13 protein-coding genes and 2 pseudogenes are annotated in these 12,761 nt (G+C 50.9%); 8 read left to right on the plus strand and 7 right to left on the minus strand.

Annotated features, from left to right (window positions below; all coding sequences use genetic code 11):
- Window positions 1-123: 123 nt before the first annotated feature.
- Window positions 124-1,011: a LysR substrate-binding domain-containing protein gene (locus ACXI0A_RS22530; protein WP_224933114.1), complete on the minus strand. Its 888-nt coding sequence runs from the start codon at window positions 1,009-1,011 to the stop codon at window positions 124-126.
- Between the two features lie 91 nt (window positions 1,012-1,102).
- Here ACXI0A_RS22530 and ACXI0A_RS22535 point away from each other — a divergent pair, with 91 nt between their 5' ends.
- Window positions 1,103-2,077 carry an AEC family transporter gene (locus ACXI0A_RS22535; RefSeq protein ID WP_476147044.1) on the plus strand — a complete coding sequence of 325 codons (975 nt, stop codon included), beginning with the start codon at window positions 1,103-1,105 and terminating at the stop codon, window positions 2,075-2,077.
- 4 nt (window positions 2,078-2,081) lie between these two features.
- On the opposite strand, the gene ACXI0A_RS22540 is transcribed toward ACXI0A_RS22535, so the two are convergent.
- Both ACXI0A_RS22540 and ACXI0A_RS22545 read right to left on the minus strand, forming a co-directional pair.
- Window positions 2,082-3,233 carry a CocE/NonD family hydrolase gene (locus ACXI0A_RS22540; protein ID WP_476147042.1) on the minus strand — a complete coding sequence of 384 codons (1,152 nt, stop codon included), beginning with the start codon at window positions 3,231-3,233 and terminating at the stop codon, window positions 2,082-2,084.
- 108 nt (window positions 3,234-3,341) lie between these two features.
- Window positions 3,342-4,219, minus strand: a pseudogene (locus ACXI0A_RS22545) (LysR family transcriptional regulator).
- 120 nt (window positions 4,220-4,339) lie between these two features.
- Between ACXI0A_RS22545 and ACXI0A_RS22550 the strand changes: the two are divergent.
- Entirely contained in the window at window positions 4,340-5,191 is an 852-nt protein-coding gene (locus ACXI0A_RS22550) for a Vmh family MBL fold metallo-hydrolase (protein WP_476147040.1), read from the plus strand.
- Between the two features lie 47 nt (window positions 5,192-5,238).
- On the opposite strand, the gene ACXI0A_RS22555 is transcribed toward ACXI0A_RS22550, so the two are convergent.
- Window positions 5,239-6,558: an FAD-dependent oxidoreductase gene (locus ACXI0A_RS22555; RefSeq protein WP_476147038.1), complete on the minus strand. Its 1,320-nt coding sequence runs from the start codon at window positions 6,556-6,558 to the stop codon at window positions 5,239-5,241.
- Between the two features lie 463 nt (window positions 6,559-7,021).
- On the opposite strand from ACXI0A_RS22555, the gene ACXI0A_RS22560 reads away from it, so the two are divergent.
- A complete protein-coding gene (locus tag ACXI0A_RS22560) occupies window positions 7,022-7,642 on the plus strand; it encodes a TetR family transcriptional regulator (RefSeq protein WP_476147036.1) in 621 nt (206 codons plus the stop codon).
- Here ACXI0A_RS22560 and ACXI0A_RS22565 read toward each other — a convergent pair.
- Window positions 7,630-7,851, minus strand: a complete 222-nt coding sequence (locus ACXI0A_RS22565; RefSeq protein ID WP_476147034.1) for a hypothetical protein — start codon at window positions 7,849-7,851, stop codon at window positions 7,630-7,632. The two genes, ACXI0A_RS22560 and ACXI0A_RS22565, sit on opposite strands and share 13 nt — an antisense overlap.
- A 172-nt stretch (window positions 7,852-8,023) precedes the next feature.
- Here ACXI0A_RS22565 and ACXI0A_RS22570 point away from each other — a divergent pair, with 172 nt between their 5' ends.
- On the plus strand, window positions 8,024-8,695 hold the full coding sequence (locus tag ACXI0A_RS22570) for a DUF3313 family protein (RefSeq protein ID WP_476147032.1): 672 nt from the start codon (window positions 8,024-8,026) through the stop codon (window positions 8,693-8,695).
- 63 nt (window positions 8,696-8,758) lie between these two features.
- Here ACXI0A_RS22570 and yajD read toward each other — a convergent pair whose 3' ends face one another.
- Together yajD and ACXI0A_RS22580 are read right to left on the minus strand one after the other, a co-directional pair.
- Complete coding sequence (gene yajD, locus ACXI0A_RS22575) at window positions 8,759-9,106, minus strand: HNH nuclease YajD (RefSeq protein ID WP_034824111.1); 348 nt, start codon at window positions 9,104-9,106, stop codon at window positions 8,759-8,761.
- Between the two features lie 97 nt (window positions 9,107-9,203).
- Complete coding sequence (locus tag ACXI0A_RS22580; protein ID WP_476147029.1) at window positions 9,204-10,097, minus strand: LysR substrate-binding domain-containing protein; 894 nt, start codon at window positions 10,095-10,097, stop codon at window positions 9,204-9,206.
- A gap of 92 nt (window positions 10,098-10,189) precedes the next feature.
- Here ACXI0A_RS22580 and ACXI0A_RS22585 point away from each other — a divergent pair, with 92 nt between their 5' ends.
- The 4 genes and pseudogenes from ACXI0A_RS22585 (at window position 10,190) to ACXI0A_RS22600 (ending at window position 12,694) form a co-directional block, all read left to right on the plus strand.
- Window positions 10,190-11,401: an MFS transporter gene (locus ACXI0A_RS22585; protein WP_476147028.1), complete on the plus strand. Its 1,212-nt coding sequence runs from the start codon at window positions 10,190-10,192 to the stop codon at window positions 11,399-11,401.
- 122 nt (window positions 11,402-11,523) lie between these two features.
- Window positions 11,524-11,950, plus strand: a pseudogene (locus ACXI0A_RS22590) (GNAT family N-acetyltransferase).
- Window positions 11,951-12,014: 64 nt separating this feature from the next.
- Window positions 12,015-12,284 carry a hypothetical protein gene (locus ACXI0A_RS22595; RefSeq protein WP_476147024.1) on the plus strand — a complete coding sequence of 90 codons (270 nt, stop codon included), beginning with the start codon at window positions 12,015-12,017 and terminating at the stop codon, window positions 12,282-12,284.
- A 59-nt stretch (window positions 12,285-12,343) separates the two neighbouring features.
- A complete protein-coding gene (locus tag ACXI0A_RS22600) occupies window positions 12,344-12,694 on the plus strand; it encodes a DUF1304 domain-containing protein (protein ID WP_224933100.1) in 351 nt (116 codons plus the stop codon).
- Window positions 12,695-12,761: the final 67 nt, after the last annotated feature.

Consider the following 12,761-nt stretch of genomic DNA (forward strand, 5'->3'; position numbering starts at 1 on the left):
AGTGTATTTGTGGCGATTTCAGGCTGAAACTGCTACTGTCTCGCGGGATCGTGCAACGTTAACTAATTGATTTAAATATAGGTAGTTATTACGCCGCAGAAGATTATGCGGCTGGCGTAGGTTTCACACTGGTGCATGTCGCTGAATTAGTAGTTCTATAAAACTGTTAAGGCAGGGATTGCGGTTGTCGCTGCTCCAGGCAACGGCAAGATTGACCTGCGGCGCATCCGCCAGCGGTTTGAAGACAATGCCATCCATTTTCAGTTGTTGAACCGACGAAGGCACCAGCGCCACATAGCTGGCATCATTCACCAGGCTGAGCATGGTGTGTTGCAGACGAACCTGCAGACTGACCATGGGTTCAAACCCATGCGCACGACAGTAATCCATAATTACCGCGGTTAACCGGCTCCCGGCGCTGGCGGAGGTCATCACAAAAGGATCGTCACGCAGATCTTCGATCAGCAATTTTCGACTTTTCGCTTTGGGATGCGTGCGCGACATCGCCACACATAAAGGCTCGGTTAACACGGTTAAGGTTTGCATGCCCACGCGCGCACTCCCCTCCACCAGCACCGCTAAATCGACTTCACCGGCCAGCACTTTATCCGGCAAATCTTCAGTCACCGCCTCTTCCAACTCCAGAGCAATATTAGGGAAATGATGGCGTATCAGCCGTACATACTCAGGGATCACGCTGTGTGCAGAATACATGGTGAAGCCCACGCGCAATGAGCCCGATTTACCCGCGGCGGTGTCACGTGCCAGCTGCTGCGCTTGCTGTAGCGTTTCGAGTATCTTGCGCGCATCCCGGTAAAAGCTCTCACCGGCGGGCGTTAACATTAACTGGCGCGTATTGCGCTCCACCAACTGTGTTCCCACCGCTTTTTCCAATGCCGCAATATGACGACTCAGGGAAGGCTGTGACAAATGCAAGCGCTCAGCGGCGCGGTGGAAATTTTTAACTTCTGCCAGCGCGATAAAATAACGCAGGGGTTTAACATCGAGCATGATTCATTTTCCGTATCAATCCCGGTCAAATTTGCTATTGGATCTGCATCAATAAAGTCAATAGAGTCCTCCAGCTTACTGGGAGGACACTATGATAGCGACGTTTCTGATTCTTTTGCCGGTTTTCGGCTTAATTGTGGCGGGATACGCTTGCCGCATGCTGGGTGTATTAGGACCGACTTCGGCGACGGAACTGAATAAATTTGTGGTTTGGCTGGCGCTGCCCGCGCTGCTGTTTGACATCATGGCACACACGCCGTGGCACACCATTTATCAACCGGGATTCTTCTGGGCATTTGCCCTCTCCTGCGCCGCCTCTTTCGTTATCGTGTTTGCCTGTCAAAAAATCAAAGGAAAATCGACTGCCGATGCCAGCGTCGATGGCGTTGCCGCCGCCTATCCCAACACCGGTTATCTGGGTTTCCCGTTGTTGTTACTGATTTTTGGTAAAAGCAGCCTGATCCCCACCACCACTGCGACCATTGTGGTGGCTTGTATCCTGTTTGCAATTGCCATCGCGATGATCGAGATAGGTTTGCAAAGCGAGCGCGAGTTTCATCGACTGGCGATTAAGGTACTGCGCGCCATTCTGAAGAACCCACTGATTATCTCGCCGCTGTTGGGCGCGGCGTGCTCCAGCGCAGGTTTGACGATGCCAGGCAGCGTTGAAACCTTCCTGAAACTGCTAGGCGGAGCGGCCAGCCCATGCGCGCTGGTGTGTTTGGGGGTGTTTCTTGCCAGTCGGCAAAAAGCCAAAGCCAGCGAATTGCCCACCGCAGCGAAAATGAGTTTCACCACGGTGGGCCTGGTGGTGGTGGCCAAGCTGGTGATGCAGCCGCTGCTGACCTGGATCTTAGCCGTCTGGCTGTTCCATCTGCCGCAGGATCTCACCAACATGGCGATTCTGCTGGCGGCACTGCCCACCGGCACCGGTCCCTTTATGCTGGCAGAGTATTATCGGCGCGATGCGCAAATCACTTCTGGCGCAATCCTCATCTCCACGGTGCTGTCGATCGTCACACTGGTGGCGATCATGCACTTTATGCAGGTCACGCCCGTCGCTTAGCGCGTTAGTTCGTCGTTGGGCGTTGATCTCCAGCGGCGTAAACTGTGCACGCCGCCTCACCCTTCTCTCGATACTGCTCGCAGTACGCCAGCGCTTCCTGGTTCGCATCCTGCTGGGTGCGAGCCCAGCGCGCGCTGCCCCACACACCTTCGCCGTTGGTGGCGAACGCTTTCTCATAGCCGAGATCTGACCGGTAGTGTTTGAAAGCCTGTTGACCTGAGGACGTTAATCCTCCCGGTGCAGCAAGCTCGGCTTCAGGAAGAGGCACCACTTCATGGCTCGGCAAATGTTGCTGGCTAAGAAACGACGAGACGCTGCGCCACCAGGATTCCTCTGGTGCAGAAATCAGTAAATCGTGTCCATCGTTACCGAAGGCCGGCAGAGTGACCAGCTTCCCCTTAACGTCTGCGTGACGGTAAGCCTTGAACATCTCCTCGCCAAGCTGGGGTGAAAACGACTGATCATTAGCGGAGTACAGCCAGAGTGTTGTGATGCGTGCAGTTTGACCATAGGATTTTAGCGCCGCCAGCAGTGAGGTTTTATCACAAACCTGGCCTTCACCCATGGCGCCTCGTCCACCTGAAAAAGCGATAATAGCCTGTACGCCGGGCGGATTCAGGGCACTGGCGGCGAGCACGCTGAATCCGCCAGATGATTGGCCTACCAGCACCGCTTGATGTTTTGCTGCCCAGGTCTGTTCCCGAATCGCCGTCAGTGCTGCAAGGATATCGTTTCGTGCCATCTCACCTGCCAGTGCATGTTGCGGCTGAGCACAGCTGTTCCCTTGATAATCGTTACGGCCAGTCGAAAGGCCATAGCCCTGACGCATCACCACCACGGCGGCATAACCGTGTCGGGCAAAGGTGATGGCGGCGGCTGAGAAACGGTTCGGCGTGAGATGCTGACGATCGCTTTGCTCGGTGCCATCGGTGCCGTGGGTGATCAGCGCGATGGGAAATACACCGGGTATGTCGGGTCGTGTAACATACGCATCCAACACCGCGTGTTGCCCGTTCGGCAAGGTTACGGTTAATGCGAGCGGCTCACGTATCAATCCCGCGAGTTGCGTAGCGCCGGCTGTCTGTGCTGCCACGCCAAAGTGACTGCCTCCCATCAAACCAAAGGTGAGAACAAAGTAAGTAGCCCAGTGGCGCATCAGTTAATACTCCATTATTAACGTTAGATGATGTTTACCGGGAGATACTATCACCTAATCTGGAGTTAAAAACTATACAACGGCCTGCTTGAGATCCAACCCCATATCTTATGAAGCCAGCTGTTGCTGCACCGCATCAAGAAACAGTCGCAGCGCGGCGGGTTGGCGTTCGCGCGACATATACAAACCATAAATACTGAGAGTTTTCGGCGTAAAGTCTGGCAGTACACATTGCAACTGACCGTTTGCTATCCCGGCCCGCGCCTCCATCTCTGGCACCATGGCAAGGCCACATCCGGCGATGGCGGCATCGCACAACACTGATGAGATGCCAGCGCTGAAATTGCCGCTTACGGCTGTAGTCAGCGCATCGCCGTTGGCATCGTTAAATTGCCAACTCTGCCCGGCAAAGCGGCTGTAGTGCAGGCAATTATGCTGGCTCAGATCCTGCGGCGTTTCAGGGATACCATGTTTACGCAAATAATCGGGTGCTGCGCATACCACTGAAACACATTCGCCAAGACGACGGGCAATCGCGCCCGGTTCAGGATTGTCAGTGATTCTTACCGCTACATCGATGCGCTCGCCTACCAGGCTGACCGGCTGATTGTTGATTTCTAACTCAATGCGCAGCAGTGGATAGCGCGCCAGAAATGCCGTGATCATCGGCCCCAGAATATGGGTCGCGGTGGAGTGGGCGCAGGCGACGCGCAATGTGCCCTGCGGTTCTCCAGGTTCACCCTGCCCGGTGATCTCATCGGCCAGACGTGCCAGCATGCGGGTTTTTCCAGCACTTTTTCCCCGGCCGGGGTGATGGTCAGACGACGGGATGAACGGTGCAGCAAACGTGCACCTGCCCATTTCTCCATTTCATCCAGAAAACGGCTCACCATCGGCCGGGAGATATCCAGCGCCCGCGCTGCGGCACTCAGGCTGCCAAGTTCACAGATGCGATTAAATACCGATGCCGCTGTCACTCTGTCCATCCACTCTCCATCTGATCGTTTTATGAAACTGACCATCTCTATTTGCGGGAATTCTAGCAGACGACAAAATCCTTACAATGGTGCGCTTACCGGCCATGTTGGCACTGAAAGGAAAATGAGATGAAGATGAAGTCACTGACGTTGGTGCTCGCACTGGCAGGCAGCCCGGCGTTTGCTGCCCCATTGCAATTGGCAGTTTACAATCCACAAGAGCAAGGGGTGTTTCCGGTATCGTCAACGCTGATTACCGGGCCACACGAAGCGCTGCTGGTCGATGCACAGTTCAGCCCGAAAGACGGCGAGAAACTGGTGAAGATGATTAAAGCCAGCGGTAAAAAACTCACGCAGATCGTGATTACCTCGGGCGATCCTGATTTCTACTTTGGCCTGGAGCCCATCGTCAAAGCCTTCCCTCAGGTGAAAATTGTCGCAGCACCGACGGTGGTTGAACATATCGAAGCCACCAAAGCCGCCAAGTTAGCGTATTGGGGCCCGAAAATGCCGGGCGGCGCGCCTACCCAACTTTATGTACCGCAGATCACCCATCAGACTTCGTTTAGCGTGGATGGCGAACGTATTGAACTGCGCCATGCGGATGATAAATCCGCCTATCTGTGGATCCCAGCCAACAAAGCCGTGCTGGGCGGAACCGCCATCGCTGCTGGCATCCACGTCTGGACTGCAGATACCCAAACGCCAGCCAGCCGTGAGCAGTGGCGCAGCGTACTAAGGGAAGTTCAGCAGCTTAAACCGAAAGTAGTGATTCCTGGACACTATATTGGCACCCGCCCGGCAGGCGATAGCGCGGTGACCTTTACCCTTAATTATCTGCAGACCTTTGAAAAGGCACTCCAGCAACATAAGGGTTCAGCGGAGGTGATTGAGTCGATGAAAAAAGCCTATCCGAATCTGCCGGATGAAAGTTCACTGGAACTGAGTGCGAAAGTGAATACTGGCGAGATGAAGTGGTAAGCGATTAAGGGAAAAAGCCGCCATTATTACTGGCGGCTTTTTCCTTCTTATACTTCCATCCCTGCTCGATATTGGCCCCACTTCAGCACCGAGTTAACACCAATCGACAGGAAAGGCTCGGATGGCGTGAGATTCGGGCCAGGTGATTGGGTGAGGAAATCGATCAGTTCGTTTTTCTCACCTGCGATCATATCCGCAATCAATTTGCCGGTGGCTGTCCCGCGCGTAATGCCCAATCCGTTGCAGCACAACGCACCATAAACATTCGGTGCCAGCTTGCCAAAAAAGCCTTCATGGTTTTCCGACAGGCAAATCGCCCCGCTCCATGTGTATTCAAAATCCACCTGCGGCAGCATCGGGAAACGACGTTCAAATGATTTGCGATGGTTTTCCAGATACTGCTTAAGGTATTTCTCGCGTGGTCGTCCATCCGGATGGAAACTGAAACTGTTGCGCACCAGAATACGATTATCCACCGTACGACGAATAGTGCTGCCAAACGGATGCGCCGGAATCACCCCCCACACCGCTTTGCCACCTAAACGCGCTTGTTCATCTTCAGTCAACGGACGTGAGAGGCTGCCGTAAAGGAAAGTCGGCAACAAGCGGCGCTGCAGGAAACCAAAGTGCGATGCAAATCCGTTATTAGCCAGGATCAACGTATCAGCGGTGATGCTGCCTTTGTCATGCACCAACGTCACTTTGTCACCATAATCAATCGACGTAATCGGCGTGTATTCGTAAAGCGTGACATTCGCGGGCAGATTATCCGCCAGACCTTTAACCAATGCAGAAGGTTGCAACAAGATGGTGCCGGGAATAAACAGCGCCTGCTTGTAATAAGAAGTGCCAATGTGATCCGGCAGATCTTTACCCGAGATCATTTCGGATTCGCGCCCGATCTTTGCCAATCCGCTACGGTAGGCTTCAAGAATCGCCGTGCCCTGCTCACCTACCGATGCCTGATATTTACCGGATTCGGTCATCTGACATTCAATGCCGTGTTCCTGCACAATCTGACGCAGATAGTTTTGCCCTAATGTATTCAGCTTCAGGACTTTATTCGCAATGGTGACGTCACCAATGTAATCCTTCGCGCCGATATCATGGGGTACATCGATGGCAAAACCAGCGTTACGCCCTGCCGAACCATATCCCACCTCCTGCGCCTCAATCAGCACCACTTCATCGTTGGGAAAATTCAGCGCCAGTTGTCGTGCTGCTGCCAGGCCTGTTAAGCCAGCACCCACAATCGCGAAGCGTACTTTTTTCTGGCCAATATGCGCCGGACGCGGGGTACGTGCTGCACTGGTATGAAACCAACCCGGCATCGAATCATCAGCAGGCAGTGAGGTGATCTTTTGCAATTCCGTTACTCCAATACACGTTTTTCATTTTTTGTACTGGCGGATTGCCCGTACAACGTAGGGTTTTTTAGCGGTGTAAAGCGTAAGTATTTAGTGCATTTCACAAGTATTTATCATGTATACCTGATGTATAAAGTTTTACTGAATCTCATGAAATGTTGTCAATATGATCACGATACGATTGTGTTATGGATCGCAAAAATGGGAGGAAATCTGGTGCAGAAAATCGCAGATTTTATCGACTGCGAATTTTCAGAATGGAAGTGGTATGAAGAGGCACTGATAACACAACGCTGGCTACCAAAAGTCACTGTCGAATAATTGGCAAACAGCCTTTAGGGCCCAGCTCCAGAATGGTCATAATGTAGAAAGTAAAGCCACTAATCTGCGGATAAGCCCATGACTGCTCCTTTAATGAACCACCCGGTTTTGTTAATATTCATTGCCAACTGAGGAGAGAGTGATGCGCACGCTAACCGAACAAAAAAGAACTGACATTATTAACGCCGCTTCAGCCGTGTTCCTGAAACAAGGATATGAGCGAGCTTCAATGGATAGCGTTGCAAAGCAGGCCGGTTGCTCGAAAGCGACACTTTATAACTATTTCACGTCTAAAGAGAGCCTGTTCGAAGCGGTTGTAAGATGTTTTAGTACTAATTTTCTGATGCGTGCAGCTGATGAACTTCATAGTCAGGAAACTCAATCCTTGCGGTTAACTGAGAAGTTACAGCGTTTTGGTGAAGGTATGCTGGGAGCGCTTACCTCAGATTGGAAGGCTCTGCAGTTGTACAGAATGGTGGTCGGTGAAGCGGGCCATTCCGATATCGGCGCGCTTTTTCATGAATCCGGTGTGCGTGAGAGTATGAACGCCCTGACGGCGGTAATGGAGCGTCACATCGCCAGCGGGGAATTGATCGGCGGCAGCCCATCCTTACGCGCTAAACAATTTTCAGCATTGGTAAAAGCCGAAGTCGATGAATTATTCCTTCAGCGAACGTTGCCGAATTATACCAAAAGTGAGGTGACGAGCATGGTGCAAAACGCCGTTTCGTTGTTCCTCAGAGGTGCTGGTCACAACATCTGAATTCTGGCTGACAGAATGAAAATAAGCGCCACTACCACAATGGTGTCGATCACCAGCAGCATCAATAAGGGTTTGCGGCGCGCTCCCCAAACCCTGACGGCATAAAACCCGCCTCGTTTTATACCTAATTGCCAGAGATGAAGTATCTCGCCTAAATTGCGGATGGCGCGGATGAGTAAAAATACTATTGCCGCTAATCCGGCCATCATTCCACCAGGTCTCCGGTAAACCTTTCACTCGACACTAACGAACGTCTTGCACTCACCTCTCAGCCCCCGAATCACGATGTCACACCCTGAAACCTCTTCTTGACAGATTTATGCTAACTGATATTAACTAAACCGTACAGTTCATTTATAACTTCTATCGGAGAGCTTCAACATGAATCGTTTGTTCAGCCCGTTGTGTCGTAGCCTTGTATTAGCGGCCGCTTTTACCGCTGTCAGTTGTTCATCTACCAGCCCGGTGAAATATGCTGGTATCGCGTCAGCATCACGCATGTCGCCTAATACCTCTGACGACAGCGATCGCATTCCCTTCCGTTATGCCGCTCCCGTGGACTGGAGTAAATATCGCAGCATCAGCATTGAACCGGTCGACATTTACTGCGGCAATGATGCGCAATTCAATGACTTGTCTGTGGATGAACGTCGTCAACTGGCTGAATATATGCGTAAGAAATTTGAGGACGTGCTAGCGGAGAAATTCATCACCGATCCCCCTGCCGGGGCGGCTCCTGCGCTCAAATTGAAACTGACGCTGACCGGCGCCGATACCACGCCGCAAGTGATTGGCACATTCACAAAGTTTGATTTAGCCGGCGGCCCTTACAATATCGTTCAGTCGGTACGTGGAGGACGTGGCTTGATGAGTGGATACGTTAATTTCGCCGTGGAGGTGAAAGATGCGGGATCAAATGAACTCTTACTGGCGTACGTTGCGGAACAATATCCCAACGCTATGAATGTGGGTGCGACTTTTGGTTCACTTAGTGCTGCAGAGACAGGAATTGATAAAGGGGCTGAGCAACTTTTAGAGAAGTTACGCCAGTAAATCAAACGGTAAAGGCTGCCAGCCTCTGTTCGGCATGCTGGCAGCATCAATGATCAGTGCCGATTATTTCTTCTTATTTAACATCGATTTTAAATCCGCAAAGGGATTATAGGTTGCTGCTTCTACATCGTTCTGTGCATCTTCCCCGGCCACCACTCGGGTGCCGTACATGTCAGCTTCGGTGTACTTAGAGTGCTCATGGTCGTGACAAAAGAGACACAATAACTCCCAGTTACTGCCATCTTCCGGGTTGTTAGTATGATCGTGATCGATATGATGCACGGTGAGTTCACGCAGGTTGGAGTAAACAAATTCACGTGAGCAGCGTCCACAAACCCATGGATAAATTTTTAATGCTTTCTCACGGTAGCCGCTTTCCAGCCGTGCATAGTTTTTCGGGATTAGTGCCATTGCCAATGTTACCTGTTTCGCAGAGATATTCGGGTATTAGTGCTGCCAATATAGCGCAAAACCTTCGCCAGGCGTGTGCTGATTTCGCCGTGCTATTTCAGGGCTGCTGCAGTGAATGCTGATTAACCTCGAACAGTGCGATTAGATGATCAGCGACTGCTCTGACACGTCTGGAACCCGCTAAATCGGTATGCATCACTAGCCATAAACCTTGATCGACGTCGATGTCCAAATCGATACATTTAAGCCCCTTCTGGCGCGCCATAAAATGCGGTAAAACGCCTAAACCCAGGCCAGCGGAAACCGAAGCAACCTGCGCAACCAGCGTATTGGCTTCAATTTTACAAGGCCTTCCTCGAAGTGTTCGGCTGATCCACTTTGCCGCAGGTAGCTGCTGATGAGATTCAGACCAACCTACATACTGCGCATCACTAAGCGAAAAGCCAACGCCCTTAACGCTTATTGCATCGAGATAAGGCTGAGAACCGTACACGCCAAATCCTACTGTACCGATACGCTTTAAAGTTAAATTTCCTGCATCAGGTTTAACCATTCTGATGGCCAAATCGGCATCACGGCGATGCAGATTGAGAGATTGAATGCCGCTTAGCACCTCTATCCGAAGATCCGCATGAGTTTTTAGCAATACAGGTAGCGAAGGCAGGATAAAATGTGTGGCCAGATTATCTGATGTCGCCAACCTGACGAGCCCCGAAACGCTCCCCTGAAGTTTAGCCGTTTCGCCAAATGCAATGACGGCATGTTCCAAAGCCTCTGCTCTTTCCAACATGGCTTCACCATCATCGGTAAGTCGATACCCATTCTGATGTCGGCTGAACAGCGGCATAGCCAAAGTCTGTTCGAGTCTATCCAGTCTTCTCGACACCGTTGCTATGCCCATGTTCATTGCATTAGCCGCACCGCTTAACGTACCCGCACGTGCTATAGCCAGAAAAATTCTTGCGTCATCCCAGTTGAACTCAGTTTTCATGATTTTCCATTTATGGAAAACGGCTCTCCGCTTTCGTGTCTTTTTTATCGATTTAGAGAAGATGATACTGCAGCTCAACACAGGAGATAAATATGCAATCACGAAAATTCAGTTCCACGACCAACACTGCACTGACTCAAAATTCAACGTCAACGCGCACATGGTTTGCCGTTATAGCATTAGGCGTAAGCGCATTTTCCATCGTCACCAGTGAGCTTGCGCCGGTTGGCATGCTGAGTTCACTGGCAGCCGATCTTCATCAGACCGAAGCAGGTACTGGCCGGGTGGTAATGGCTTATGGCTGGGTTGCTGCTGTGGCAGCCCTGTTATCCGGGGCAATACCCACGACAATTTCCCGGAAAGGCCTGCTGGTGGGGCTGATGCTCATTCTGGCGATTTCCTGCATGGCGGCGACTCATGCTACTTCGATGAACACCTTTATGAGTGCTCGCATGGTCGGTGCACTGGCACATGGGGCGTTCTGGGCGTTAATCGGAACAGTAGCCGCTCAACTCGTCCCTGTTGAAAAGCTGGGGCTAGCAACGTCTGTGGTTTTTGGCGGTGTTTCTGCAGCCAGCGTACTGGGGGTGCCATTATCGAGTTTGATTGCCGACATATTTGGTTGGAGAACAGCATTTATGGCCATTTCAATGCTTTCTCTCGCGACAGCTTGCGCCCTGTTATGGACGCTTCCTGGCTTGAAAGCACCTGGCACCCTATCCGTCAGTATTTATTACCGTATTGTCAAAAATCCAATTTTACTATCACTCTATGCTGCTACAGCTTGCATCATCACAGCCCACTTCGCCGCTTTTACTTATCTTGAGCCTTTACTAACAAAAGAGCTGAGCGTGCCGTCAACCTCTGTTTCCCTGCTGCTACTGGTTTCAGGCCTGTCGGGATTGGGCGGCAATATCGTCGCGGGTAAACTAATTGACCTACATCTTAAAAAACTCATCATCGGCTCACTGATATTATCTTCGCTCTCAATGTCCGTGCTGGGCATGCCTTTTATCGCATCACTACCCGTCACAATGACTGGCGCTTTACTCGCCATTTGGGGTGCAGGTATCGCCATTGTTTTCGTAGGACTACAAACCTGGCTACTACGCAGTGCCGCTGATGCTACGCAACCTGCGTCAGCAATCTATGTTGCGATTTTCAATGCAGCTATTGGAACGGGTGCGCTGGTCGGTGGCATGTTGTTATCCGCTGTGGGCTTGAAAGAGATGGTTCTGGTTGCATCGGGTATCATCCTGGCAAGCGTTGTTCTGGTCATAAGGTTAAAAGAGTCGGTAAGATAACTGAACTGGGAATCTTTGCTTCTGGAAGAAAACTTTACCGCAAGGACCTGACCGTTTCTTTTTTCTTGTTCGGTCCAGACCATCAAATTAAAAGGCATTTAGACTGACTTATCAGGTGATATATGGAAAATTTATCAGTTGAAGTATCCGCCGTTATCGAGCCAGAACATTTACAACCCATTGATGCTGGGCTGACGGCATTTAATACGGATATGACAGGTTACAATGACCATTTGCCGCTATCAGTGGTAATACGTTGCAATGAAACGCAAGAGGTCTTGGGAGGAATGCTCGGTCGTACCTATCTTTGGGATACTGTTTATCGACCTTGTTTATTTACCCTCAGAACTGAGGTCGAAAGGTTTAGGAGAAAAACTTCTTACACATGCTGAAGAAGAAGGCAGAAATCGAGGCTGCATTTCAGCTTTTCTCTATACCATCAGTTTTCAGGCTCCTGAGTTTTATAAAAAACACGGCTGGGAGGAGTTTGGCCGCATTGCCTGCCTACCGGAAGGCGCAAGTCGCATTTTCATGAAAAAAACGCTTTAGAAGCTTGGTACACATTCGCGACTGCTGATAAGTTGCTGTTACCTCTTTTGATAAGGAATATCGAATGCCTGAATATTGTTTTTATAAAAAAGGAAATCAGATCGTGGCGCTGCGAAAGTCAGACATTAAAGGAGCTACTCTGTTAACCCGTCAGGGATTCGAAAAACAGTTTGAAGAAGTCAGCGCGGCCGATGAAAAGGCAGCACTTTCACGTTTTAATGACATCCTTAAAGAAAAACGCATAGACCAACACAACTTTCGGGCAGGGGCAATAACGATGCCGCTCATTGGGATTTTAACCGCTATCGCTAGTCTTTTTTTCCGGAAAAAATAACCAGCGTTAATCAGGCTTAACTCTCCAAACCTTTAGAAAACGCTTAACTAAGGAATCCCGTGTTAGCCAATATCCTTGTTGCTCTCGTCGCCGTGATTCATATCTACATTCTGGTGCTGGAGATGTTTCTGTGGGAGACGAATACAGGTCGTAAAGCCTTTAAGCTCAGTGAAAACTTTGCGCGCGAAACCCGTGTACTCGCCGCCAATCAAGGCCTTTATAACGGTTTTCTGGCTGCGGGTTTACTCTGGGGGTTATGGCTGGGCGAAAACGGCGTACCTGTCACTCTGTTCTTCCTCACCTGCGTGTTGATTGCCGGAATCTTCGGAGCGATGACCGCCAGCCGGAAAATTCTCTACGTGCAAGCCCTTCCGGCACTGATTGCGTTGCTGGCATTACTCCTGCGGTGATACCCCAATTCATCCGAATCTCAAACCTCGCCGTGATCAGCCTACGCATTACAGGTATAATCCGGCC

This window comes from Pantoea sp. C1E2 (assembly GCF_056491465.1).